The following is a 24,425-nucleotide window of genomic DNA, read 5'->3' on the forward strand; positions in this document are numbered from 1 at the left end:
GAAGCGTAAGCGTCGTTTCGCTTCCACCTTCTTGCGGCGCATGGGATAGGCGAGTGTCACGATCTCTTTGAAAGGATCAACTTGTGTCTATGCTTGACGGATATGCTGAAGTCAGACGTGACGGCGCGCCTACTGGAAATGATCACGGAGACGGGACACCGCCATTGGTTCTCCAAGGACGATAAGGCCCGGATCGTCGAGGATACGCTGGTACCAGGCTCGGTCGTTTCCGAGATTTACCCGGCGGCACGGGCTGACTACACAACAAGTGTTCACCTGGCCGGCAAGCACGCCGGTTGCCGACGCCGACGGCTGAGCGAAGGTCCCCAAAGGCTTCAGCAGTCGATGGACTGACATTCTGGGCAGGTATCGCCGATCGAGGCTAGCACGTCCTGGATTTCGGCCACCGCATCGTCCGGCGACAGCCCAGCCGGAGGATTGTGGGTCGCAATGTCGATTGCTCGGTCGCGCGCGTGAGGGTCGGCACGGTCCTGCATCCAGCCATGCTCCTCGAATTCGCGAATAGCGCCAGCGTCCTGCAGCACCGAGATTGCCCAACCTTGCAGCGTCCGAATTGCAGGTCGTCGTTCCTTGGTCATCAGCATTGAGAGCGTCTCCTGGCGGGGAATCCTTCCACCGTCCTGCTCGTTCCGAGCGTTTAGCACGGGGCAGGGATTCACAAACGGCAGGGCTGAGGCTTGTCGACGTGTTCCGCGCCACCCTGGAGACTAAGCCGCCGGCGCGGCGTCTTCCTTCACGCCGCGCGCGACGATTTGCAGGGTGCCGTCTGGAAGCGGCCGTTGCAGCTTCAAGGCTTCCTCCGTAGGAGCCGTCATCCAGATCTCGACCTCTTCGGGCGTGGTCAGGATCACTGGCATCGCCTTCGGGTGGATGGCGAATACTTCGGCATTCGCTTCCGTTGTTAGGAATGCATAGAGGTCATTGGTGGTCTCGCCTTCCTTGACCTTTCTGACCGACGTCCAGTTGGCCCAGATGCCCGCGAAGCAGGCGAGGGGACGGCTATCGTCGAGAGCGAACCAGATGTCGCCGCCTTCGGCCTTGTTGAACTCGCTGAACGAGTTGAATGGCACGATGCAGCGATTCTCGATGCCCAGCCAGCGCGTCCAGTGCTTGCTTTTTACGTTGCGAATGTTGGTCGTGCCACTATCGGGCTCCATCCGGAGCAATTCCTTGAAATCGACGGTCTTGCCCTTGGCTTGCAGCTTCTCCGCACGCTTCTTCGTCGCGTCCATCAATGCTTTCGAGGATGACGGCATGCCCCAGCGCGCGGTTGCCAGCACCCGGCCCTCGGGGCCGTTCCGGACGATCGGCGCATTGTAGTCCGGAAACACGCCGGGCATCGGCGCGAGGTTGCCGACGTACTGGTTGACCACGCGGAACAGCGCGCTGATGGCGGCCTGGTTCGTGGTGATTGAATAGAGATTGCACATTCGTCACGTCTCGGGAGAAGCGGGGCGGGGATGGTGCGCGAGCTGTAGCAATGTCGCGCCAGGGCGGCGTCCCGCCTTAGCACATTTGTTGCAGCGGAGCCTGCCAGACAGGTCATGGACAAAGGTGGTGGAGGCGTGCGGCAATACAGCCAGATCCACGTCGCGTCGCGTCTTGCAGCGCGAGCACTGGATCTCAAGCCAAGGGTAGCCGCCGTTGATCGCTTGGTCGATGGTCGGCGAGGGATCGATCGGCTCGCCGTTTGCCCACATGCGCTCGTTCCAGCTTTCGCACAGGAGGCAGTCGGCCTGTCTGATCAGAGCTTCACCCTCAACGCGAGCCGCAGCGGACTTCGCGGCCAGAATGGTGGTCATCGCACGCGCCTTGCCGAGCTCCTTGCCAAGGGCTTTGCGGTCGCCGCCGGATAGCGGCGTCGGATGATGCTTCGGAGCCATGCGAGGGAGTGCGGTCAAACCGGCCCGAAGGCTGGCCAACAGCCGTCTTCCTCATGGCGGCCAGTTCGGTTCTGGCAGGTGTTGTCCAGCAATCGCTGCGCGACCTCCTTCCAGATCGCGTGCTGCCCGTACAGTCGAACCGCGTCGGCTTTCTGGATCTCAACAATGCGCTCGCACCTGCGGCAGGAAACGCGCAGGACGTACTGCGGGAGCTCCGACAGCCGGAGCCCTGCGTTCCGTCCCACCGGCTTGGTGTCAGCCGGCACTTCGTCCAGAACGGCCTGCCAATATTCCTCCGGCATCTCATCCTGCGGACCGGGCTGGCGCTCCTGTCCGACGGACCTACCCCTTGATGTTGCTAGCTTTTCCATCTGTTTCGGGGTGGGCATCCGCCAACTCGCAGGTCGATCGCTCATGACGGGAATTAGAACATAAAGAGAACAAAAGTCGAGTCCGAGAAAGGACGATGGTTGAAAATTTTGGGGCAGGAGGTGTCGGAACCAGCCGCGTTAGATCGTCTTGAATCCAAGCCGCCCCCTAACGGAGTTCTGCGTACATGGCCCCCCGCGCCAATTGGAAAGGCTTCCTGCGCCTATCTCTCGTGACCTGTCCCGTGGCTCTGTATCCCGCGACTTCCGAGTCCGAGAAGATCTCGTTCAATCAGCTCAATCGGCAGACGGGGCACCGGATCAAGTATCTCAAGGTCGACGCTGACACCGGAGACGAGGTGCCCAACGAGGACATCGTCAAAGGCTACGAACTCGAAAAGGGTCAGTACATTGAGGTCACCAAAGAAGAGCTCGAGGAGCTCGCCCTGGAATCAACGCGAACCATTGAGATCGACGAGTTCGTTGACAAATCGGACATCGACCCGCGCTACCTGATCCGCCCATACTATTTACGACCGGATGGCAAGGTCGGGCACGACGCTTTCGCAGTGATCCGCGAGACCATTCGCGAGATGAACAAAGTCGCCATCGGCCGCGTAGTACTCACCAATCGCGAGCACATCATTGCACTCGAGCCCATGGACAAGGGGCTGGTGGGAACGCTGCTGCGATACCCCTATGAGGTCCGCAGCGAACAGGAGTACTTCGACGAGATCCAGAACGTCAAAGTCACGAAAGACATGCTCGACCTCGCCAAGCACATCGTGAACCAGAAGGCTGGCAATTTCGATCCTGAGAAGTTCGAGGACCACTACGAGAGTGCCCTGATCGAACTGATCAACCAAAAACGTGCCGGCAAGGTGATCCGGCCGAAGGAGCGGCCGAAAGGCGAGAACGTCGTCGATCTCATGGAGGCGCTGCGACAGAGCGTGAGTAGGGAATCCGCTCCAGCGAAGATCGGTAAGCCCGCCAAGAAGGTGAAGAAGGCTGCTGCTGGCCAGAAGGAAATGTTGATGCCGATCGCCGGAAAGAAACCGGCAAAGGAGGCCATCTCCAAGAAGCCGGCGGCCGGAGCGCGACGTAAATCGGCTTGACGCTCCAGGAGCCATGGCTTGGTTAAATGGCGTTGAAGAAGGCCTAGGCGGCAAGATCGAACGATGCGATTAAGGCACGCACGTCGTTGGCGAGCGCGCGATAGTGTTGGCCCGCCCGCTGGTACAATTCGCGATTACTTCCTTCCGATCGATTAGCGATCAGCTCGCACTCCGCAGCGAGGTTTTCAAAACGCTCTAACTTGGCTTGGAAGCCACTCATTGCTTGCCCCACATGTTACTCAAGGGACGGCGACGATATCCGCCCAACTTGGTCAGCTCAAACATATTCAGTGCTGCATGTGCGAAGTCTGGTCCTTCCGTCTATCGGCAGTTGCAGATCGCGACGATTGCGACGCCAGTCGGAAAGGCGCCCATCAAGGAACGAAACAGCGTGGGATTGATGGTCTGCACGTTCATGTCACCACCGCCCCGCAGGAAGCAGGAGCGGGCATTGCCGGTCCGTCGGCAGAGTCACTTCTTCATCATGTGATAGCTGAGCTCGCCAAGGTCGGTGAGATCAGGCGCCTTCCAGCCGTCAAGGTCGTATTCGGCCATGCAGTCGTCGGCAAAGCCCTTAAAGCGGTCGGTATTGCCGGAAGCCTGCGCGCCGAACAGGCAATAGCGGCGGATTTCTTCGGTCGAGCCGCCATAGTTGATCTCGTAGAGCTCGTGACGGCCGCCGAATTCGCTGCCGATACAGTCCCACAATAATTTTAGCAGCTTGACGCGCTCCTCAGCCTTATAGCCATTGGAGCCGCGTAGATAGCGATCGAGACAAGGGCGGAGCTCGCCGTTCTTGAAATCGCTGGAATGGCTGTTGAGATAGATCAGGCCCGATGCGACCGTCTGTTCGATCAGATACTTCACCTTGGTGTAGGCCATGGTGGCGATGATCTGGTAGGCGACACCGCCTTGGCGGGGGCTTACACGATGGACAACGATCTGTTCTAGAATACCATCCCGTTCTTTCGGAGATTCGCATGGCATTCGGGCCCCGTGTTCTGGAGCTGCAGCAAGCTCTCAATTCTTACGGCGAAACGTCTGTTCGCAATTACCGTTTGCTCCATAAGTTCGGCGACGAAGTGGTCTATGGCCTCGCGGCCTATCTGGGCGAGGGCGCACGCGTACACGGTGTGCCGCCGGAGGGCGAGTGGAGACCCGAGGCAGGCGATTACCACGACGCGAAGTTCAGCACCTATCACCGCGGTATAATTGTGATCGAGCCCATCCTGATGGGTGTGGGTCTTCGCATTCCCCATTCCAAAGATTCTGGAGGCTTCTGGATGCGAGTGGTTGTGGAGATGGAGTTGGCTCGGGAAGTGATCGCAGTCCAAATCCACGACGGCAAGGGTGTCGGCGGAATCTCCATCGACTACACCACGCAGGATGTTGAGCGGGTGCAGGAAGCGATCTTCGAATGCGCGCGAGAGGTGCTGACAAACCCGGTACGGTCGGTGAGAGGCGCCAACCGTATAGGCTTCATCGACGAGAATACTTAAGCGTCGGCCTGGCCGAATTGGGTTCACTTAGAAGAGTTTGACGAAGCGGAGCACGGTCGCTGCGCCGCGGTGTAGCCGAATATACGATCGCCAACCTGGATGACGGCTCAATAGGTAAAGCGGACAAAGGTCCGGTAGAAATGAAAACCCCGCCGTCGTCGGCGGGATTTTGTTTGTCTCGGACTAGGTGACCAAAAGGCCTCACCGCCAGTTTTGATCGTATGATAGAGACGGGTCTGCCGCCAGAACCTGCTTCAGGTGAAGTAAATCGGTGCTTCGGATGACGCCGATGGGCGCATGTTTGCGACACGCCGTCTCGTCGCTGATCAGGCCCGAGCGATTATTCTACGCGAGCAACAGGCGGCTCCTCTAGCGCCTGCCGCCTGGCGCGAAGATCATTTTTCCTGCGCTGGAGTTCTGTTCGATACGCATCAATCGCTTCTAGATCTCGCCGCATCTCTGCGAGATCCGGTATCGGAATCTGGCGGCCAGCGGCCATGTCGTGTCCCGACATCTCAGACACTCGCTTCATGTTTGAGAATATCCGCTGATAGTCCCCGTCCTCCACAAGCACCTCCTTCAGGCTCTGCGTCTTTACGCCGGAGGAAAAGCGCTCGACCACACCGTTCAATAGAACCTCCTCGACAAGCCGCTCCCAAGTCTCGCGCAGGTCTGTGTAGAAGTCCTTGGCGATCCTTCGGAACTCGTCAGACTCGCGATTCATTGCGGCGGGGATTGCTCGCAGACGAGTGCGCAGAGCTTCGATACGCTTGACAACTTTCTTGGCTATCCAAGGCTCGTCGTCCTCGGATACGAGTCCGAAGCGCCCGTCTGATTTGCCGATAAGATTGACAATCTTCTTGACTTGCGGGACACGCGCGGCCGCTGCCGATAATATTTCCTGGTAGAAGATCAGGTGATGGGTAAAGACGATAACCTGGCGGCCAGCCGCAGCCTCTTCGACCAATCGCTCGGCAACCTTTCGCAGTCGCTGGTGATCCAGGGAAGTCACCGGATCATCGACAATAATCCCGTGATGGCCCGGAATGCGCGACATCTCGGCCAGGAAGCAAGCGATGCCCAGCGCGCGTTGTTCGCCCTCACTTAAAACCCTATTCTTTACGGCCGGTCTGTGGGCGTCCAACGCCACGTCGAATAGGTTTCGTCCACGTTCAGTCGCCTCGCCAAATCGAAACGGAACGTGACCCAAGTCGAGGCGCTGAATCTCGGCCATGATCCGCTCTCGCAGCTCTGGTGTGACGAGCTCGCCCCGACGGCGCGTTGCGAACTGTGAAATTCTGCGCGTGTCCAGAGCAGTTCGACAGCTTAGCAGGCGTTGGCGCAGCTCAAGGTCGGCCCGCCGGGCCAGAACCGCATCGATCTCTCCAGCCAAGCGCTCGGCATCCCGCAACTCTCCAGCTCGGGCCAACCGAGCTGGGTCCTGAGCCGGCCTTGCTTCAAGGGCCGCCGCCTCGTCCGACAGGCGCGCGATCTCAGCTCGAACCGCGTCGGCGGGAGAGGGGGGCAGTTCGGGGAGGGCGTCCAATTGCAGCGCTTGGCCAGCGGCCAATGTCGCTGTCCGACGCTGATCGGCTCCGGCCATAAACTCGCGAAGAGCGTCGGCTAACCCCGCCTCTCCTCCACCCAATGCCCGATATTCTGCGAGGTTTCTGTCGAGTTCGGCGGTCGTCGAGAGCCGAACTCGTCCCAACTCTTCCATGGTGGCTTCGAGTTCGGCGCTTGCCGCATCGGCGGCAGTGGCCGCGGCGTCCCGGACAAACGCATCAAAGCGCTTCAGCCGTTCGACCGCTTGGTCGTCAAGATCACGCTGGCAAACGGGGCAGGGATCGCCCTGCTGGAAGGCCTCATCGAGACCTCTAACGCCGGATTCAGCTGCGAATTGTCTGGCGATCCGGTACAGCTGTTCCCAAGCGCCTTCTCCTGTCTGTGGGATGGGTTCACCCGCAAACAGCTCTTGCGCGGCCAGACCTGCAGCCGCGGCGGCCTCGGCTGCGCCGGCCATTCGGGCCCTTAGCCGGCCTATAGCATCAGCGTCCAGGGCTCGCGTGATGCCATCGATCTCGGCGGCCAGCGCCTCAAGCACCGCAATGATGCGCCGGCGCGCAGCGGCCTGTGCGACGGGATCTTGCGCGAGTTCGAGGGTCAATTTGGCGAGCTCATCCTGGCGGGCGCCATCCCAGATAGCGGCATCGCGCAGTGCGGCCTCGTCTGGAAGCGCGCCCAGGAGCGTCTCGAGGCTGAGCCGCGCGACCAGGCGCCCCGCAAGTGTTGTTTGCGCGTAGCCCGCTCCGAAGGCTACACGAAGCCGCCTGGCTATCGCGTCCGCTTCAGTCTGCAGCTCCGCAGACAGCGAAGTGCAAAGCTCTCCAAGACGGGTCGCAATCTCAATTTCGCGAGGGAGGTAAGTAATCTCATTCTTCCCATCGATATAGACGCGGGCATTCGCGCTATCGAGCACCATCATCCGCGCCAGCGCTGCCGGCCGGGGTTGGCCATCCACCCAGTCCTCAGCTTGCGGTTCGGCAGCGCCCGGAAGCCGATACCGAACGCGCACCCGGGCGGGAGGGGAAGCCTGATCGGCGAACACATCGCCTTGAAGCGGGTCAATCACACGTGCAAGGCAAAGCTTCTTTGCGATCCGGGAGTAGCCGCTTTTCCCGGCGCCATTGTCGCCGTAGATCAAGGTAATTCCGTCAACCCCGAAACGGAGTTCTTGGCCGGCAGCAAGCCGGTCGACGTGCTCGACCGGACCAATGCCGCACAGGACCGTCGCTCCTTCGGCGTCCGCCTGGGCCGGCAAATGAGCTGCGTCCAAATGCACGCAACCGGTCTCGCACTCAACTGCAATGCCGTGCGCGTGTTTGAGCCTGGCACAGATGGCCGCCCGCTCAGCGTCGCTGAGGCTGTCGTTAATTGCAATCCGCCGCAGTGCGTCACGCTGCCAACTCGGCAGCTCCGTGCTCCAAGCAAGCAGCGTCATATTGCCCCCCGTATCGCCCAGAGACACCTTTTATCGCTGCACGACCGGAAGGTGAACGCTCACAGCCTGGCATCCACAAATTATCCTTGAATTTCAGCGAGACGGAGGAGGTAATGCCGACACGAATTGAAGGAGGCATTGACGAAATGGCGCGCGGTAACCCGGTCGTCTTGGCAACCCGCAGCTTCCCAAGCCAAGGGGCGGCGACGGACTTCTTCAAGGAGATGCTGGCTCGGTATCGCGCCGGGGATCGCATAAGCGATCTCGATGCGCTCGACCTTGCTGCACTCCTCGAGCGTCACGACGAGTTTGCGCAGAAAGTAGGCTCCGGGACGGACCATTTTTCGGTGATGATGGCGGAGCACGGCACACCATGCTTCCGCATCGAACGCAAGGACGGCACGGGCACGGATTTCTCCTACCGCCATTGCATCACCCAGCGTCCCCCGTCACGCAAACAGGAAGTGTCGCAGGCATTTCGCCGCGTCGTGCGCTTTGATCTATTCAAGGCCCGCGACAGCTTCTTTGCCGACCACAAGGACGCGGCCGGCACCGTCGTTTGCGCGGTCACTGGAGAGCCGATTTCGCTCGAACAAGGCCATATGGACCATCGCCCGCCGATGACCTTCGAGGTCATTGTCACAACATTCCTGGTGAGCCGCGGGCTGACGGTGGATGCCGTGCCCATCACGACAGGACAAGATGAGCAGGTGGCACCGGACATCAACGACCCGGCGCTCGGCGAGGATTTCCGCCACTACCACGCACAAGTGGCGGCCCTCGACTTCGTGAAGAGCAGCGCAAATCTCGCTCAGGCCTCGCAGCACAGGCTCCGTCCCACGCGGATCAAGCTAGGGTAGGAGCCCCTGCAGATCGATCGACAAAAGAGCGAGCTTTTGCAGTAAGTTATACTGGGCACTCGAAGTGCGGCGCTGCGCCGCTTGGCAGCGAATCCGAGTTTACATCAGGCTGAAACCGGCTTGTATCCAAAGCCTGGGTCATACCGACAAGCGGCACTAGAGCAAGGACATCTGGCCGAATGTGATAAAGAGGGTGTTGGAGAGGATCGCGGCGTCCGAACGTTCGGACGTCCTGACGAAGTTGAGCGCCTTGTCAGACCTCTGCGGCACGAGAGAATGCCATGCTGATTGCGGAAGCGTGCGGAAAGCCTCTTCGAGGGTAAGGTGGTGGCGACGATCCAGACGGAAGTCATTCGCGATCCGGCGATCATGAGCGGCGAGCCGACGGTCAGCGGCACCCGCATCCTCGCCGAGACGATACTGAGCTATCTGAAGGCCGGCTTCTCGGCCGAGGAGATATTCAGGGACTATCCGAGCCTTCCGGTCGACGGTATCGATGCCGTGAGCCGCTGGGCGGAAGCGACCTACGCGGCCGTTTTCGGCGACGAGGACAGGCTCCTCGTCGGCCGCCTGCAAGAGATCAGCATCACCGATGTCCTCAAATCTGATGATGCGCATCGGCTTTGCCTCGGGCTCTGTCGGGCGAGCGTCCTCGAACATCGAGCGACGCAAGGCGTCGCAGCATCGACCGCGCCCGTGATCCGCATCCGAGCTCCGGTCGCAAAATCGATCTCGATCGATCCGCCGCTGCTGGCGGGCGTGACTGGACAAGGCGTCGGCCCTGACCCCGCGACCACCATTGCCGGTACGAAGCCACATTGGGAGGCATCCTTCGGCTCAGGCCGAAACGACCGTCGCCATCGCAGCAGCAATGAGCGTGAAACGCCATACCGCCGCGCTGTTGCCGCGACTTGGCGCGGCGCCTGTAAGCTCTCCAGAACAATCCTGAGCTTCTCATCCTCGGACCAGCGCCGCCGCCGGCCCGTATCCACCACCTCAAGCCGATCGACTTGGGCACTGCGCCTATCACTGTCCATAAGGACAGTTCTCAACAACTCGCCTCATTCGGCAAGGCGGCCTTCACCGGACGCGTACTGTTCCGGCCGGTGGCCGCGGAATACTCCGGCAGGACGCATCTCAAAGGCCTCAAAGCGGGTCGAGCCACCTCATGCCGCGGCGGACCGGTGGGCGGTCGAAGGCATGGCGATGCGGGCGAGGGAACTGGAGGATGGGTGCCGCAAGGCGGGACGGCCTCGCTCCGCCATCCTGGCTTTCCGCAACGCCTGGCGATGGCTCTGCCGATGGGTTCGCGGAGGGCGATAGTCTTGCTGGCACCTGTTTACGGCGCGGCGTCTGGTCGCCCAATTCAGCGGTTGAACGGTCGACGCTTAGCCATTGGCACTCAACGAGATTTTGGTTGGCTGAACCCCCGAAACTCCCCGAGCCTTGGCTTAGATATCCGATAGCGGCAGCAATGAACGATGGATCATTGCTCTTGAGCGCAGCTTCTAGGTGGGCGGTTTAGAACCTTCACGCCAAATATTCAGGCGTCAGAACCGCGCTTCTGGGCAGCGAATTCCAGTTTACTTCCCATCACGCGCAACCGGCCTTGCATGCTGCTAACCGATCGACGCGGAGCGACGCCCGGACGAAGAAGGCGCGCCGTTTCTAGATAGGCTGTTGGATGGGCATCCGAAAATCCTGGGATCGGCTTGAGTGTTGCCTGCCCAGATCTTATTACCCAGTGCAGATCACTCATCGAGAAAATTTCTTTGAACACCATGCCTTAAGCGCCCAAAGTTCAACCGCTGATCGGCCTGACAGACGCGAAACGATACCGCCGTCATTCTGGTTTGCGGCGGCGACAAGCTGACCCAGAACCAGGACATCAGGACCGCCAAGCGGACGGCGAAGGAGTTTGATATGCCGCTTAAGACAACCAAGTTCGACGTTCAGGACTACCTGAAGACACCGGATCAGCAGATCGCCTATCTAGAAGCAGCGCTTGAGAGCAATGACCCTTCGTTCATCGCTGCCGCTATCGGCGATCTAGCTAAAGCCCGGAGCGACGCTGACAGGGTGAGCCCCAGGAAGGGCCGCCCGTAGAGTTTCATCAAGACGAGGAGGAAGGCACGCCGTTCCGCGCCGGATAGTGGGAAGGGACATCCGACGCTTGTGTATTGCTGGCTGCGCCTGTGTTTGTAGCTAGTGAAACAAGGACAAAATCTCTTGGAAAGCCATTGCTTAGGCGCTGAAAGTTCAGTCGTTAGATTGACGCGTCGAACGAACGATCAGACTCTGATTGAGCGCGAATGACTCAGATCGAACGCGAAACGACAAATATTTGATCCAATTGTACATAAGATATTCCATAATATACCTTATGCGAATCGTGGATATCTAGGCCGCGGTACTGTGATTTCATGATCTCCGTCGATCGGAACCGTCCTGGTGAACGAGGCACCTGGCAGCTAAAGCGGCGTGATGCGCACATGCAGGACGGCGGCGCGCCCGTCATCCACAGCAGCCAGGCAACGGTTGATCGCCGCATCAAGCTGGAGCGGGTCAACGACTTCCTCGCCGTAGCCGCCGAACGCGGATGCAACATCGGCAAAGCGCCGGCGCTCATCCTGCCGGCCGGACGCAAGCCGCGACTGGAATGAATTTGTCCCCTGCGCCACACCGTCGGGATAGACTCGCTGAACCGACGCTTTGACGGCTTGCCATCCACCATTGTCAAGGACGACGGTAAAGATCGGCAATTGATAGTGCTGGGCCGTTGCGTAGACGGAATCCGGTGCGCAGAAGTGGAAGGCGCCGTCGCCGACGACCTGCACCACCCGGCGGGATGGTTGCGCCAGCCTGAGGCCGAGTGCCATGCCGCCACTGAATCCCAGCCCGCCGCCGGCCAGACCGACATAGCTGCCCGCTTCTGTCCGCTGAATTTGCTGTTGCAGAAGCGGCCCGTTGCGGACCGCTTCATTGATGACGACGTCGCTCGGCGAAAGCGCTGCGCTCAGCCGGGCAAACAGGTAGGCGGGATTGATCGCACCCTGAATGCCCTCCACGGCCGCAGCTGCGCGATGCCGTGCCTCGGCCGCTTCGCGCGCAGGGGCCCAGCTCGCGATCCGCGCCTGGATCTTGCTCCGGTACGCCTCGTCTGCCCGTTGTTCCACAATATCCAGCACTTGCTGCAGAACGGTCGCGCAGTCGCCCTGCACGCGCATATCGGTGGCAAAACCCCACATCGGAAAATCTGCCTTCAGCGGATCGACATCGATCTGGATCCACCGCCCGGCTGCGGCTGCTTTCAACGATTGCGGCACGAAAGGCACATCGACGTCGAGCAATAGCCCGAGATCCGCCTGTGGCACGACCGCGGCCGGATCAAATCCCGCAAAGCATGGTGACTCCTGCGAGATACATAGATCGATCGAATTGAATTCAACGACCCGGATGCCGCAAGTCCTTGCCAGCCGGTCGAGCGCGGCGACCGCTTGCGGTTTGCGGCCAAGATAAGCGGTCACGGCAACCGGATTCTCCGCACTCATGAGGGCTTCGGCGATCGTGGCCGCGCGCGCCGGCTCGACGCCCCCTGCCCGAACGCTGCCGTAGCGCGCTGGCGGATACGCCGGCATTGCGGAATCGTCCCAGGTCTCGGCCAGCGTCTCACGCGGCAGCAGCATGTAGACGGGCCCGGGCGGATCGCTCTGCATGAAGGCCGCGGCGCGGGCCAACGCTTCCTTCACAACCACCCCGGACGGCAGCGAATAGTCCCACTTCACATACGGTCGCACGATGCTGGCGGGATCGAAGCTGTCCTGGACGAAGTGGACATAGGTGTCGCGCGATCCCAGCAGTTCGCCATGCAGAGTAAATGGCGCCCGTCCGGCGAACAGCATGACCGGCAGGCGGTAGCGAAAGACGTTCTGGATGGCCATGCAGGCGTTGGCGGTGCCTGCGTCGACATGGACGAACACGGCCTGCCCGCGCCCGGTCGCGAGGGCGTAGCCCGCCGCCATGTGAACTGCGACCACTTCGTGGGGACACAATATCACTTGCGGGTGCCGGCGCCCTTCGCTGTCCCGGCGCGCGATCTCCTCGATCAACGAGACGTGGTCGGTTCCGAGATTGGCAAAGATGTAGTCGACCCCGATATCCGTGAGGCCCTCGAGGAAGTAGTGCGCAGTGCTGCGCTTCGTCATCTCTGGATTTCTTTCCCGGACATCAGAATGCAGCCTGGGTCGCGGTGCCGGCAACGATGTACCAGGTAACGATCAGACCGCAAATCAGCGCGCCCGGCAGCGATGTGCCGGTGCGTCGCCAAGTGAACGTCGAGATGATGGCGACGATCGCAAGCAGCGGGATGAACTGGATGCCGACGATGGTGGACAACGGCACGACCGGCGAGCCTGGGACGGGATTGATCAGTTTTCCGCCCAGCCATAGGGCCAGATACTGGCCGCCGATAAGGATCATGAAGCCAAGCGAAAGCGACAGGATCATCGCGGCGTAATGACCGGGAGCCGAGGCGCCGAGGCGGCTGAAGTTGCGGTGCGCCGCATGCAACGCGACGACGAAGAACAGGGTGAACGGCGTCAGGTACAGCAGAATGATCAGCCATTGCGTCGCACTCGGCAACTTGAATGCCACGACCCAGAACCGGAAGTCGATCTTGAACAGGACATCGGCCAGCCACAGCGCAACGAAACAGATCGCGGCGGTTGCGACCGCAATCAGTATCGAGGGAGCCAGGACACCCTTTCGGGTCGCCCGCTTCGGCAACAGAGGAAACAACGCCAGCGTAATCGCCGTGTTGATCAGAGCCCAGACTGCGATCTGGGTGGTGAAGGATTGCGGCAGGAAACGGGATGCGGGAAGCCACGTAGCTCCAAGTGCAAAGGCCGGATAATATGTGATGGCCGGCAGCAGCGCCGTGATCCAAAACGCGATCCACCAGCGTCCGTTCTGCGTGGACGGCGCCGAGGTCGTCGCGCCAGCGCCGGACGGGACGACGCGGAGCGTCGAAAATGGCGCCGTGCCGAGCAGAATTTCGAACGCGCCGAGCAACAGAACGACAAGTCCGATAAAGGCGATCAGCGTCCCGATTTCCTTCCGGAGCCAGATCTGATCGGTCGATGGCAACGGTGTGCCCCCGGCCAGCGTTTTACCGAACCAGTCGAGACTATAGCCGATCGCCTCATGCGAGAAATGATCGGCGGGATGGGTGATTGCCGGCGTGTAAAGAACCCGTGCCGTGCCCTTGGCGATATCGCCATACACCCTGCCCGGTTCGATCGGTCCCGCAACACCGAATACCGCGCCAAGCTTTGCCGACTTGGGAATATCAGCAGCATACTCGCTGCCCCACATGATCAGTGAAAACTCGTCGTATTTCGAGAAAACGAGTGCGAGATTGCGTGGCCATGCAGGCGTTCCGTCGGCCGCGAACGGCTTTCCGGTCGAGGAGCCCTCGAGCACGATCGACCTGTATGCGTCGGGCATCGCCGTCGCCGCGGCCAGCACGGTCCAGCCGCCCATCGAATGCCCTTCAAGCCCGATGTTGTTCTTGTCGACATAGGGCAGGCTCCGCAAGTACGCGAGTCCGTCGGGGCCGCCAAAGCCGTTGGCGATCGCCGGCGGATCACTGTAGCCGTGACCGGTCTGGTCGAGCGCCACGACGACATAGCCGCGACGCGCGAACTCGATCGCAAAGCCGTCCTGCGTTTCGCGCGAATTAAGATAGCCGTGGACGGCAAGGATGCCCGGTGCAGGCGTCTTCTCGGTGGCGCCAGCTGGAATATAGACAAGGGCGCTCATGGTGTTGCCCTTGGCGCCTTTGAAACGCACGTCTTCGATGCGAATTCCATTCGCGGTCTGGGTGAAGTGGGCGAGCAACCCGCCGAGAAGGATCAGAACGGCGCCGATCGCTGCCAAAATCCCTTTTTGACTCATCAAGTCCCTCCCCCCCTGGTTGGCTTCCTGCCGCGGCAGGCTCAGGCCCGGTCTGGCTGCGCGCAGCGCGCCTGGATTTCGTTGCGGGCCCATTCCGCTACCGAAATATCTTGCAGGTTCCGACGCTTCAGATTAGTCACAAAATTCTTATCGATTCATAAGGTGAACTCATGATCCCGACGATGCGGCAACTCGAAGCCCTCGTTCTGGTCTATCGCCATGGCAGCCTCACCAAGGCCGCCGCCGAACTGCGCGTGAGCCAATCGGCGGTCAGCCTGCTGATCAAGCAAATCGAGGAGAACTTTCAGCTTAGATTGTTCGACCGTACGACCCGGGCGCTGCATCCGACGCTAGCTTGCAAGGATGCGGTGCCGATTGCGGAACGGATACTGGCCGGCGCCAACGGATTGGCCCGGTACATGAGCGATCTGGTCGAGGTCAAGGCGGGTCGGATTACCATTGCAGTGTCGGCCGGAGTTGCGTCCGCGTTGCTCCCCCGCGTGCTGGCCCGATTTCGAGCGGACTATCCCGACGTTCGCGTCGAGCTGTTCGATGTTGCGCCTGATGACTTGCTTCCGTTCGTCACCGCCGGCGAGGCTGAATTGGGCATCGGCAGTGTTGAAAACGTCGATACGCTCGACGCGAAGATCGAGACACTTACACATAGCTCGCTGTCGGCGATTGGGGTCAAGAACGGCCATTTTGAGAAAGCTTCCCGGCTCAGTTGGGACAGCCTCGAAAATTGCGACTTGATCACAATGCGTCGCGGAACACGGATCAGGTCGCAAATTGATGAGGCCCTTGCCAGGACCGGTCGTCAGCTAAAGCCGAAGCTCGAGGTCTCTCTCATCACGACCGCCCTGGCGCTGACGGCGGAAGGCGCCGGAATAAGTATCTTGCCTGCGCATATGCTTCCGGAGACGCAATTCCCGACTCTGACGGCCGTTCCCTTGTCTCGCCCCACGATCATCAGACACGTTTCTTTGGTAAGCCGGGCCGATTTCGTCCGCTCGCCGGCGGCCCAACGCTTCGTCGAGACAGCGAAGCAGGTCTTGTCAAATCGACGCACTGCCGACCGAAGAGGCGAGCTGCCTGCCCATTCTAAATCGAAAACAGGCTAGTCACCCGGCAAGTTCTGTAGCCCGGAGCTGCGGCCGCTGGCCGACTGGCCCGCCTCAACACAGACGTTATGAGCAGCTCAAGACGCCACCGTTTCCAATTGCTGCATTGCAGGATTCATAAGGCGACTTCATCAGTCGATGAGTATTTTGGGCCTAACGCGACACGTCGGGAACCAGCAATATAACCAGCAATATAATCTGCCGCGCGCGTCACCTGCGACGGGAGGCGAACGACTCGGGCCTGACAGGAAAGGCACCGGTAACACCATGAGAAGACTCTCAAGCGCAGTGATGGCCATCGTGCTCGTGTGCCAGTGGGCCGCGATAGGGAGCGGCAGGGCCGCGACCGCCTATCCTGAACGTGCGATTCGCCTCGTCGTCGGCTTTCCCGCCGGCGGCAGCTCCGATGCAATCGCCCGCATCGTGCAGCCGACCGTCGAAAAGCAATTGGGGCAGCCGCTGGTGATTGAAAACCGTCCGGGCGCAGGTGGCGCGATCGCGCTTGGCATGGTCGCCAAAGCGCCGCCGGACGGGTACCTGATCGGATTGGGCGGTGCGGCGGGGCTGGGCGTTAGCCTCGGGGTTCAGGACAACGTTACCTATGACGCGCACAGGGACCTTGCGCCGGTGACCGGTCTTGCGTCGGTGCCTTTCATTCTGGCGGCATCGAATTCCCTGCGAGGGAAGACGCTTCGCGACATCATCGCTCTGGCAAAGCAGCCGAACAAGCTTGCCATTGGTCATGGCGGCAACGGCACGCTGATGCATCTCACCAGCGAGATGTTCAATCAGATGGCGGATACCAGGCTCGAGCTAGTGCCCTATAGGGGCATGGCGCCGGTCGTTACCGACCTGATCGGCGGGCATATGCCACTCGGGATCGTCGATCCTCCGTCAGCGATGACCGCGATCGAGGGCGACCTGATCATCCCCGTGGCCGTCTCCTCGGCTCATCGCTATCCACGTCTTCCGGAAACGCCAACCTTTGCCGAACAGGGCCTCACCGGTTTTGAGGCGACCGGCTGGTTCGGCATCGTCGCACCGGCGGGAACACCCGGCGAGATCGTCGAGAAAATCAACTCGGCGTTCGTGACGGCGCTCAGCGATCCGGCGATCGTGGAGCGAATCCGCGAGCTGGGCTCTGACCCGATGCCGATGACGCCGGCGGACTTTTCGCGGTTCATCGGCGGTGAGGTGAAGAAATGGGAGGCTGTTACCGCAAGGGCAAAGAAAAAATAGAGATCGGCCCGGCCTTTGATCCCCGACCGGCGCCCAACATTTGACGGCGCCTGATTGCTGTAAGCTCCTGCGGCCCCCTTCCCGTGTTCAATCCTTCGGTTAGGGCCCCCGTGGTTGGATTGCTCCGGCGAACCTTCCGCTTGCGGTGGGCAACGGAAAATTCGGAGAGTGTGGGCCAGTTCATAGAATTGAACGCCCGAGAGCCGCACAATTCGCAAATAGCGTTGCATAACGAAACACGTTTCGGTTGCCGGGCCCTGGCGCACAGACGCGTTGGGCCCGCGCGCGACCCGGGGGGCCAAAGACATGCGTCGCGATTTGACCATCAAGACCGGCAACATGGCCGGTACGTCCGATTTCAGGGTGATGGCTCCGATCAAGAAGGGGTTCGTGCCGTCCCTGGATGCGACCACGTACAAGACGCGCGTCAAGTACGTGTTGCGGGCGCTGAACAGCGGACGCGCCAATGCGTATGAATACGAGCTCGCCCGCGTGCTGTCCGATTCCGTGGACCGCGTCGGTCGGATCCACTCGGTGGGCATTGCCGTGCTCGAGCCTGAGGACGAATCCGTCGATGCCACGGACTACGTGCTGCTGACGGCGACGTTCGACGGTTCGTGGGAGGCCTATGTCCGCGTCATCTGGCAGAAGGCTGCCCGGCTGCTCGATCTCATTTTCTGCAATACCGAGGGTTATTGGCTCGGTCACGAGAACACCTACGAAGACTGGGGTATCTGGCTCAAGAGCAGGCAGACCGAGGCCTATTTCCTCTATGCCACCCCCGACCTGACCGTGGATGACACGCGCTTCCTGCGGATGGAGGAGCGCGTCTATCGGCGCGCCTCGGGCGCCGGCGCCGATCAGATCGTCACGCGGATCAGGATTCCGTCGCCGGAAGAGATCGCGCGGCGCTCGGTTTTCCAGGGCGTCGATCCGACCAATGCCGGCTTCAGCGAACCGCTGACGCCCGAAGCGGCCGGCAGGCCGGCCTTCCGCCACGGCATACTTGCGCTGGCGGGGCTCTACCGCCTGGCCGACTTCTATCCTCCGGGGACGCATGATGGCGTGGTTCTACATCGGGCCGCCCACGAGCTGCTGCCGGAATTCGTCACCATGATCAACAACCCCGCCTATGCGGAAGGCGTCAAGCGCGCCAGCCGGCGCTATGAGGAAGCCCTGCGCTGGTTGATGACCCCGCCCGACGTGGCGCCGGTACGGCGTAACCTGCCCCTCGCCTTGCCGGCCAAACCGCCGTTGGACGATCCCGGCAACGTGCAAGGCGGGATCGTCACCGCCTACCCCGATTCGGATCACGGCTGCCTGTTGCTGTTGCAGTTCGCCAATCCGGCCGCACTGGCCGCGTTTCTCGACGTCCTCAAGGTGACGTCCGAAGCCGACGTTCCGACGCCCGGGCAGATCGTCACCAACATCGCATTCACGGTCGAGGGACTGCGTCAGGCCGGCCTGTCCGACGAAGAGGTGCGCACTCTGCCGGAAGAGTTTGTGCAGGGCATGGAACGACGCGCCGGCCTGCTCGGCGACGTGCGCTGGAATCATCCCCAGCGCTGGCGCCTTCCGGCCAGCAATTGGGCGCTCGGGATCAACGCGCCGGACCTGCCCGAAGGCGACCCGGCGCCGCGCATCAGCATGAGCTCGGTCCATGCCGTCCTGCAGCTCCGCCTGTTGCTGTCCAAGGATGCGCAGACGACGGCCGATGCGAGAAATGCGTTGATGGCGGAAATGACTCGGCTGGTCGAGGTTGATGCGGGTGTCAGACCCCTTTCGATTCAGTGGATGCAGCGCCAGCGCGATAAGCGATCCGGCACCATGCAGGACCATTTCGGGTTCACCGACGGCAGCTCGAACCCGGTGCTGCACGAGCGCCAGGCCGGCAGGTCCTATTCCAATCAGGTGCATCTCGGCGAGATTCTGTGCGGCTACCCGAATCTCGCCGACGAGACGGCGCCGTTCGGCAACGCGACCAATCGTGCTCACGCGATGCTCCGAGACGGCAGCTTTATGGCATTGCGTAAGCTCCGACAGGACGTCGAGCAGCTCGAGGAGGTCCTCGCCCGCGCGACGCGACAGGCCACCGAGACGGCTGGACCGGACACACCTGCCCTGACGCGCGAGACGCTGATGGCCAAGATGATGGGACGCTGGCCGACCGGCCATCCCCAGGCCGGCCAACCCCTGACCCCTACTCCGCCGCCCGACGGGCAGTGCAACGACTTCAACTACATCCCCGATCCGCAGGGACAATTCTGCCCGTTTCACGCGCATATTCGGCGCGCCAATCCGCGCGTCGCGATCACCAAGGCGGATGCCGGCGCCCGGCCACCACGGATCGTCAGGCGCGGCATGTCCTATGGTCCGCCCGTCCGGCGTGATGACCCGCAAGCCGCCAAATCCACCCTGCAACAGGAGCGCGGCCTGGTTTTCATGGCCTACAATGCCAGCCTCGGCGAGCAGTTCGAGGTGGTGCAGAGCTGGCTCTCTGGCGGTAACAGCTCGGGTTCGACCTCGGGCGTAAGCGATCCTTTCCTTGGCCTCGCCGAGCCTGGCCGGCTCCGCCATTTCCGTTTCGAGCATGGCGGCCAGACCATGCGCGTGGCGCTGGACGGCTCGGACCGGCTCCACGACGAACCCCGTCCGTTCGTTCGTCTGGAATGGGGAGCGTATTTCTTTGCACCATCGAAGAAGGCGCTTGCCGATCTGCAGCGATGGGCGGCTGGCCAGGGACATAAACCGGCGGTGACCTGGAGCGCGGATCAGGGGGAAAAGGAGATCGCGCGTCTGCGCCTGATCGAGCGCCAGCAGGGCGAGGCCGCGGCGATGGCCGCGTGGAAGACAGCGCTAGAAGATCCGGATTCAGCCTCGCATTTCGTCAATGCGTCGATCTGGGCTGCGATCCGCGAGCGCCACGGCGGCGCGCTCCGCACGCCCTTCGGGGTCTTGGTGGCCGACCGCGACATGGTCTACCAGGTGTTCGCCGATTCCGACACCAAGCTGACCATCACCGGCTATCTTCCCCGCATGCTGCGGTCGTTCGGCATCCTCTATCTTGGCCGCGACGCCGGACAGCCAGACCAGGTCTACGAGCAGGAATCCGAGGCCTGCAACGCTGCGATCATGGCCCTCGACCAGCCCGCCGCATTCGAGCTGGCGCGCGCGGTCACGCAGAAGGTGCTGGGCTTCATGGTCAAGCAGACGATCGACTATGCCGCCAGCGACGGCGAAGCGAGCTGGGAACTGACCGTCGACGTGCATGAATTGGTGGATCCGCTGCTCGCCGCCTTCTGCGAAGCGTGGTTCGGGATGAGCGAAGAAGGGGGGCATTTCCGCCGCGTCGGCTATCGCTGGGATTGGAAGCCAGGCGAGCCGCCCGGTTATCCCGGCCATTTCCTCTCCCCTTCGCGCTACATCTTCCAGCCGCACCCGAACGCGACAGTGGAGGCGATCGGCGCGGCACATGGTGAGGCTGCGCGCCGTGCCATGGAAGGCTTCCTCACGCAGTTCGGGCCGACGAACGGGCCGGTGACAAAGGCGGTCTATAACTCGCCGCGGGGCACCGGCGACATTCCGTTCGTGGCGCGCACGGTCGCCGGCGCCATGATGGGATTCATTCCGACCGTCGACGGCAACCTGCGACGGATATTGAACGAATGGCTGCGCGAAGGAACGCTATGGGCGTTGCGCGCTCGCTATGCCGGCACGGTGGCAAAGAACTACATGGATGCCCTCAACCGGCTGAGGGACGACTTCATCCCGGCGATGCAGCTTCGCGCGGTGCCCGAACTGATCTGGCGGACGGCCGTCGTTTCGCAAACCATCGGAGGTGTCGAGGTCAGGCCCGGAGACGTCATCGTCGCCGGCGCGGTCTCCGCCACCCAGCAGAGTCTCGCCGAAGGTCGTCAGGACATCTATCACGCCTTCGGCGGCAACCGCAGGGTCACCGGGCATCCCACGCATTCATGTCCCGGAGCAGACCCGGCACTGGCGGTGATGCTGGGCTTCTTCAGCGCATTGGTGGAGACGGCGCTACCCTTGCGGGCCGGGCCCATTCCAATGAGCCTGACGATGGACGGACGAGTTCCCGCGCCGAGCCCACCTCCATCCTAATGCTCAAACCTAAAGTGCGATGACGATTGATCCTAATCGCATCGCGCTTTGGAGCCGTGGACAGGTGCGCAGCGACTAGACGGCACAATGCTGAGCGAGCTGATCGTTCGCGTAGATGATGGGCGTGCCGATGACGAGCCTGATCGTCTGCTCCGCATGCCAGTTCATGCCGAGCGCACGCAGTTTCTCCGCGGCTTCCATCATGGTCTGGCGAGCCGCCTCGCCCCGGCCCTGCCCTGCGAGAAGCTCGCCGCGCAGGGCCAGGTTCAGGGCCGCATCGCGCAGCGAACCGCGCCAGCCTGCGGAGGTTTCGGCCCGTCGCAACCAGCGCTCGCTAAGGCCGAAATCCTGGCGCAGGGCTGCGAGTTTCGCCAGCGAGCGGCATGCCGCCGCCTCGCCCAGTCGCTCGCCTTCGCGCGCGCGGCGCAGGACATGGGCGGCATACCGCCGCGCCGTCTCGACATCGCCTTCGGCCGTCGCCGCCTCGACCAGCCAGCTATATTGAACCGACGTGTAGAATTGAAAGTCGCGCCGCTCCATCCATTCCGCGGCATTCCGCAACTGCAGCAAGCCATCGGCGTCGCCGGTCGCCGACCAGCGGGCAAATCCCGAGGCGGCCCGGCAATCGGCCAGAAGCAGCAGGCTGCGCGTGTTCTCGGCGATGCGCGCCCCTTCCACGGCAAGCTGCTCCGCCTCCTGCCAGCGGCCCTGCCAGATCAGCGCGACGGCAATCCAGTTGCGCACGGAGTTGACGACCGGGTGGGTCGAGCCTTCGACCAGAGCCATGCCTTCACCGAAACAGGCGTGGGCGCCCTCGAAATCGCCGCGATCCGCGAGGATGCCGCCCTTGCATGCCAGCGCATAAGCCGCCCCGAAGGATATCGCACCATGACGCCGGCTGCGTTGCTGCTTGGTCGAAATGGCGGCGTCGATCAAGGCGATGGCTTCGTCGTACTGACAGCTTGCAGCCAGAATCTGCCCGAGCGTCGCTTCGATCTGGGCGATCAGGCGACGATCTTCGAGCTTGCGTGCCAATTCCAGTGCCGTCCGCGTGTGCGTCACGGCCTCGCGGAAGCGGCCGAACCCGTAGCACATCCAGCCGAGCCATTCGTAGGCGCTGGCCATCGCGGCGGTCTCGCCGAGGGAGGACGCGATCGCAACCGCGCGTTCGAACACGGAGGTATCGTCGGTCAGCGACAGCGGGTCGAAGATGTTGGCCATACCCAGCTTGTTGGCCAGCAAGCACCAGCGCAGCGATTGCTCGCGCGAGCGATCCGGCACGCGGTCCAGTGCTTCCATGGCAACCTGGTACTGCGCACTGGCACGATCGAGCGCAAATGCAGCCATGGCCTTGTCGCCGGCGCGTTCGGCATAATGGGCTGCGCTCTCCCAATGACCTGCGCCTCGCGAATGGTAGGCCAGGGCTTCCATCGCATCCTCGCGATCTGCCTGCTCGGACCGTGCCAGCAAGGTGGCTTCGATACGCTTGTGCAATGCCTGACGCTCGTGCAGGCCAATGCTGTCGTATACCGCATCGCGCGTGATGCCGTGCTTGAAGCGAAGGACGCCGCCCGCTGGATCGGCATAGAGAAAGTCGGCGTCGGCCAATGCCCGCACGATGGCCGGGTCGGGTTCGCTGCCGCAGGCCGACACCAGCAACCCGTGCGGCACGGTGTTGCCAATGACGGCCGCGGCGCGGACCACCTTCGCCTCATCGGGCGGCAGACGTGCCAGGCGTGAGGCGACCAGGGTTGCGATCCAGCCCTGTTTGCTGCGCACTTCGAACGAGAAAGGATCGTTGGCGGCGATGGAATGGCAGAGCTCTTCGATGAACAACGGCACCCCGCCCGCGTAGGCATGGATGCGGGCCACGAGGAAAGGATCGGCCTGCGGCACCCAGCGTCGAACGGCAAGGTCGGTTTCCTGCCCCTGAAACGGTTCGAGAAGCAGGTGCGGCGCGCCGGAAATCCAATCGGTGCCGTCCTCGCGCGGCCGGCTGGCGAGGATGACGCGAGGTCCATTGGGCAATTCCAGCAACGCCTGAAGCAATTGGCGGCTCGCGTCGTCGGACCATTGCCAGTCGTCGACCACCAGCACCAGCGGGCCCTGTGCCGACAGGCCGGCGAAGAACGCGAGCAGATCGCCGACGATGCCGTCGACGGTGATGCGGCCGCCGCGCGCATCGGCGCCCGCCGACGCCAGTGCGAGGATCGATTCTGCGTTCGGACCGAGCTCGGCCGCCCATGGCTCCAGCGCCGCGCGCGCCGTTTCCTTGGCCTCGACGATCGAGGCGTCCGGTCGAATTCCCAAGGCAGCGCGTAGCATCTGCAGAAATGGTTGCAGAACCTCGGCACCGACGTAACTCTCGCAACTGCCTCGCAGCAGCCTGAAGCGCTCGGTGCCGACGTGCCCCAGCACTTCTTCCAGCAGGCGCGTCTTGCCGAGTCCCGGTCCGCCGACGACCACCGTGCAGCGTTGCGCGGGCGCAGCTGCCTCGCTCAGAAAGCGGGTCAGGAAGCCGAATATCTCGTTGCGGCCGATGAAGGGCGTCAGGCCGCGGCGCGAGGTTGCCTCGAAGCGCCGGGTCGCCGTGCTTCGGCCCAACACCAGCCTCGCCTGCGGCATTCCGGAAGCCGCCGGGAGGTGGGCGGCGAGCTCGAAGAAGTTGCCATGCGGCCCAAGGGCATCCAGGCTGGCCAGGATCTCATCCGGACCGGCGTGGCGCGACAGGTGCGCTGCCGTGTTCACGACATCGCCGATCAGGTCATACCGGCCGGACTCGATGTCGCCCTGGGTCAGAAGCACGGTGCCGGCATGGATACCCGAATGCATTCGAAGCGGCATCAGCGCCGGCGACACGCCGTCGTGGCGCAGCTGCCCGACCCATTCGTGAATGTCGAGTGCTGCCTCCGCAGCACGACGCCCGTCGTCTTCGCCGGACTTTGGAAAACCGAAAATAGCGAGGGCACCGTCTCCCTGGGTTCGGATGATGCGACCGCCGTGCTTCGCCACCGCGCGATGCCAGATCTGCCGCAATTGGCCGAGGAGTTCGGAAAGATGCTCGGACTCGATATCCCGGCCCAGGGCCGTTGATCCGACAAGGTCAGAGAACAGCACCGTCAATCGATGCCGTTCGCCTCTTGGGTCGCGGGTCTGCGTAATCATCGCCAATCGCAGCCAACTCGTTGACGAAATACAAAAACGGTCTCCAGCTGGTGCCGGAGCGGATGCAGCAAGTATT

Annotated in this window: 19 protein-coding genes and 1 pseudogene; 8 read left to right on the plus strand and 12 right to left on the minus strand. The window is 62.1% G+C overall.

Annotated features, from left to right (window positions below; translation table 11 throughout):
• Window positions 1-335: 335 nt before the first annotated feature.
• From HZZ13_RS05610 to HZZ13_RS05625, 4 genes are all read right to left on the minus strand, one after another.
• Window positions 336-605: a hypothetical protein gene (locus HZZ13_RS05610; protein ID WP_197958651.1), complete on the minus strand. Its 270-nt coding sequence runs from the start codon at window positions 603-605 to the stop codon at window positions 336-338.
• 123 nt (window positions 606-728) lie between these two features.
• Complete coding sequence (locus HZZ13_RS05615; RefSeq protein ID WP_197958652.1) at window positions 729-1,451, minus strand: SOS response-associated peptidase; 723 nt, start codon at window positions 1,449-1,451, stop codon at window positions 729-731.
• A 3-nt stretch (window positions 1,452-1,454) separates the two neighbouring features.
• Window positions 1,455-1,904, minus strand: coding sequence for a hypothetical protein (locus HZZ13_RS05620; protein WP_197958653.1), 450 nt, complete (start codon window positions 1,902-1,904; stop codon window positions 1,455-1,457).
• Window positions 1,905-1,918: 14 nt separating this feature from the next.
• Window positions 1,919-2,320, minus strand: coding sequence for a hypothetical protein (locus HZZ13_RS05625; protein ID WP_197958654.1), 402 nt, complete (start codon window positions 2,318-2,320; stop codon window positions 1,919-1,921).
• Window positions 2,321-2,460: 140 nt separating this feature from the next.
• Between HZZ13_RS05625 and ku the strand changes: the two genes are divergently transcribed.
• Complete coding sequence (ku, locus tag HZZ13_RS05630) at window positions 2,461-3,387, plus strand: non-homologous end joining protein Ku (RefSeq protein ID WP_197958655.1); 927 nt, start codon at window positions 2,461-2,463, stop codon at window positions 3,385-3,387.
• A 43-nt stretch (window positions 3,388-3,430) separates the two neighbouring features.
• Here the strand turns inward: ku and HZZ13_RS05635 are convergent, their stop codons facing one another.
• Entirely contained in the window at window positions 3,431-3,607 is a 177-nt protein-coding gene (locus tag HZZ13_RS05635) for a hypothetical protein (RefSeq protein ID WP_197958656.1), read from the minus strand.
• Window positions 3,608-3,858: 251 nt separating this feature from the next.
• On the minus strand, window positions 3,859-4,374 hold the full coding sequence (locus HZZ13_RS05640; protein ID WP_197958657.1) for a 4-hydroxyphenylacetate 3-hydroxylase C-terminal domain-containing protein: 516 nt from the start codon (window positions 4,372-4,374) through the stop codon (window positions 3,859-3,861).
• On the opposite strand from HZZ13_RS05640, the gene HZZ13_RS05645 reads away from it, so the two are divergent.
• Window positions 4,368-4,886, plus strand: a complete 519-nt coding sequence (locus HZZ13_RS05645) for a hypothetical protein (protein ID WP_197958658.1) — start codon at window positions 4,368-4,370, stop codon at window positions 4,884-4,886. The genes HZZ13_RS05640 and HZZ13_RS05645 overlap by 7 nt on opposite strands.
• Before the next feature lie 340 nt (window positions 4,887-5,226).
• Here the strand turns inward: HZZ13_RS05645 and HZZ13_RS05650 are convergent, their stop codons facing one another.
• Window positions 5,227-7,887, minus strand: a complete 2,661-nt coding sequence (locus tag HZZ13_RS05650; RefSeq protein ID WP_197958659.1) for an AAA family ATPase — start codon at window positions 7,885-7,887, stop codon at window positions 5,227-5,229.
• 113 nt (window positions 7,888-8,000) lie between these two features.
• On the opposite strand from HZZ13_RS05650, the gene HZZ13_RS05655 reads away from it, so the two are divergent.
• Window positions 8,001-8,747 carry a DCL family protein gene (locus HZZ13_RS05655; RefSeq protein ID WP_197958660.1) on the plus strand — a complete coding sequence of 249 codons (747 nt, stop codon included), beginning with the start codon at window positions 8,001-8,003 and terminating at the stop codon, window positions 8,745-8,747.
• 327 nt (window positions 8,748-9,074) lie between these two features.
• Window positions 9,075-9,242 (plus strand): annotated as a pseudogene (locus HZZ13_RS37150) (DUF433 domain-containing protein); the annotation flags it as partial.
• 29 nt (window positions 9,243-9,271) lie between these two features.
• Here HZZ13_RS37150 and tnpA read toward each other — a convergent pair.
• Both tnpA and HZZ13_RS05665 read right to left on the minus strand, forming a co-directional pair.
• A complete protein-coding gene (tnpA, locus tag HZZ13_RS05660; RefSeq protein WP_197958882.1) occupies window positions 9,272-9,784 on the minus strand; it encodes an IS66-like element accessory protein TnpA in 513 nt (170 codons plus the stop codon).
• A 506-nt stretch (window positions 9,785-10,290) separates the two neighbouring features.
• A complete protein-coding gene (locus tag HZZ13_RS05665; RefSeq protein ID WP_197958661.1) occupies window positions 10,291-10,530 on the minus strand; it encodes a hypothetical protein in 240 nt (79 codons plus the stop codon).
• 140 nt (window positions 10,531-10,670) lie between these two features.
• Here HZZ13_RS05665 and HZZ13_RS05670 point away from each other — a divergent pair, with 140 nt between their 5' ends.
• Complete coding sequence (locus HZZ13_RS05670; protein WP_197958662.1) at window positions 10,671-10,853, plus strand: helix-turn-helix domain-containing transcriptional regulator; 183 nt, start codon at window positions 10,671-10,673, stop codon at window positions 10,851-10,853.
• A gap of 365 nt (window positions 10,854-11,218) precedes the next feature.
• On the opposite strand, the gene HZZ13_RS05675 is transcribed toward HZZ13_RS05670, so the two are convergent.
• Window positions 11,219-12,952: a thiamine pyrophosphate-requiring protein gene (locus HZZ13_RS05675; protein ID WP_197958663.1), complete on the minus strand. Its 1,734-nt coding sequence runs from the start codon at window positions 12,950-12,952 to the stop codon at window positions 11,219-11,221.
• 22 nt (window positions 12,953-12,974) lie between these two features.
• On the minus strand, window positions 12,975-14,702 hold the full coding sequence (locus HZZ13_RS05680) for an alpha/beta hydrolase family protein (protein WP_197958664.1): 1,728 nt from the start codon (window positions 14,700-14,702) through the stop codon (window positions 12,975-12,977).
• Window positions 14,703-14,872: 170 nt separating this feature from the next.
• Here HZZ13_RS05680 and HZZ13_RS05685 point away from each other — a divergent pair, with 170 nt between their 5' ends.
• The 3 genes from HZZ13_RS05685 to HZZ13_RS05695 all read left to right on the plus strand — a co-directional run bounded on the left by HZZ13_RS05685 (window position 14,873) and on the right by HZZ13_RS05695 (window position 21,184).
• On the plus strand, window positions 14,873-15,823 hold the full coding sequence (locus HZZ13_RS05685) for a LysR family transcriptional regulator (RefSeq protein ID WP_197958665.1): 951 nt from the start codon (window positions 14,873-14,875) through the stop codon (window positions 15,821-15,823).
• Window positions 15,824-16,114: 291 nt separating this feature from the next.
• A complete protein-coding gene (locus tag HZZ13_RS05690) occupies window positions 16,115-17,062 on the plus strand; it encodes a Bug family tripartite tricarboxylate transporter substrate binding protein (RefSeq protein ID WP_197958666.1) in 948 nt (315 codons plus the stop codon).
• A 306-nt stretch (window positions 17,063-17,368) separates the two neighbouring features.
• The gene (locus tag HZZ13_RS05695) at window positions 17,369-21,184 is read left to right on the plus strand and encodes a Dyp-type peroxidase (protein ID WP_197958667.1); all 3,816 of its coding nucleotides are present in this window, start codon (window positions 17,369-17,371) and stop codon (window positions 21,182-21,184) included.
• 75 nt (window positions 21,185-21,259) lie between these two features.
• On the opposite strand, the gene HZZ13_RS05700 is transcribed toward HZZ13_RS05695, so the two are convergent.
• On the minus strand, window positions 21,260-24,301 hold the full coding sequence (locus HZZ13_RS05700) for an ATP-binding protein (RefSeq protein WP_311972606.1): 3,042 nt from the start codon (window positions 24,299-24,301) through the stop codon (window positions 21,260-21,262).
• Between the last annotated feature and the right edge of the window lie 124 nt (window positions 24,302-24,425).

The sequence above is a fragment of the Bradyrhizobium agreste genome, from assembly GCF_016031625.1.
Lineage (GTDB): Bacteria > Pseudomonadota > Alphaproteobacteria > Rhizobiales > Xanthobacteraceae > Bradyrhizobium > Bradyrhizobium agreste.

What these genes read in the sequence shown, in the direction of transcription:
- HZZ13_RS05610 (WP_197958651.1), bottom strand. Translation starts at nt 605, where the DNA reads ATGCTGATGACCAAGGAACGACGACCTGCAATTCGGACGCTGCAAGGT.
- HZZ13_RS05615 (WP_197958652.1), bottom strand. Translation starts at nt 1,451, where the DNA reads ATGTGCAATCTCTATTCAATCACCACGAACCAGGCCGCCATCAGCGCG.
- HZZ13_RS05620 (WP_197958653.1), bottom strand. Translation starts at nt 1,904, where the DNA reads ATGGCTCCGAAGCATCATCCGACGCCGCTATCCGGCGGCGACCGCAAA.
- HZZ13_RS05625 (WP_197958654.1), bottom strand. Translation starts at nt 2,320, where the DNA reads ATGAGCGATCGACCTGCGAGTTGGCGGATGCCCACCCCGAAACAGATG.
- ku (WP_197958655.1), top strand. Translation starts at nt 2,461, where the DNA reads ATGGCCCCCCGCGCCAATTGGAAAGGCTTCCTGCGCCTATCTCTCGTG.
- HZZ13_RS05635 (WP_197958656.1), bottom strand. Translation starts at nt 3,607, where the DNA reads ATGAGTGGCTTCCAAGCCAAGTTAGAGCGTTTTGAAAACCTCGCTGCG.
- HZZ13_RS05645 (WP_197958658.1), top strand. Translation starts at nt 4,368, where the DNA reads ATGGCATTCGGGCCCCGTGTTCTGGAGCTGCAGCAAGCTCTCAATTCT.
- HZZ13_RS05640 (WP_197958657.1), bottom strand. Translation starts at nt 4,374, where the DNA reads ATGCCATGCGAATCTCCGAAAGAACGGGATGGTATTCTAGAACAGATC.
- HZZ13_RS05650 (WP_197958659.1), bottom strand. Translation starts at nt 7,887, where the DNA reads ATGACGCTGCTTGCTTGGAGCACGGAGCTGCCGAGTTGGCAGCGTGAC.
- HZZ13_RS05655 (WP_197958660.1), top strand. Translation starts at nt 8,001, where the DNA reads ATGCCGACACGAATTGAAGGAGGCATTGACGAAATGGCGCGCGGTAAC.
- tnpA (WP_197958882.1), bottom strand. Translation starts at nt 9,784, where the DNA reads ATGGACAGTGATAGGCGCAGTGCCCAAGTCGATCGGCTTGAGGTGGTG.
- HZZ13_RS05665 (WP_197958661.1), bottom strand. Translation starts at nt 10,530, where the DNA reads ATGGTGTTCAAAGAAATTTTCTCGATGAGTGATCTGCACTGGGTAATA.
- HZZ13_RS05670 (WP_197958662.1), top strand. Translation starts at nt 10,671, where the DNA reads ATGCCGCTTAAGACAACCAAGTTCGACGTTCAGGACTACCTGAAGACA.
- HZZ13_RS05675 (WP_197958663.1), bottom strand. Translation starts at nt 12,952, where the DNA reads ATGACGAAGCGCAGCACTGCGCACTACTTCCTCGAGGGCCTCACGGAT.
- HZZ13_RS05680 (WP_197958664.1), bottom strand. Translation starts at nt 14,702, where the DNA reads ATGAGTCAAAAAGGGATTTTGGCAGCGATCGGCGCCGTTCTGATCCTT.
- HZZ13_RS05685 (WP_197958665.1), top strand. Translation starts at nt 14,873, where the DNA reads ATGATCCCGACGATGCGGCAACTCGAAGCCCTCGTTCTGGTCTATCGC.
- HZZ13_RS05690 (WP_197958666.1), top strand. Translation starts at nt 16,115, where the DNA reads ATGGCCATCGTGCTCGTGTGCCAGTGGGCCGCGATAGGGAGCGGCAGG.
- HZZ13_RS05695 (WP_197958667.1), top strand. Translation starts at nt 17,369, where the DNA reads ATGCGTCGCGATTTGACCATCAAGACCGGCAACATGGCCGGTACGTCC.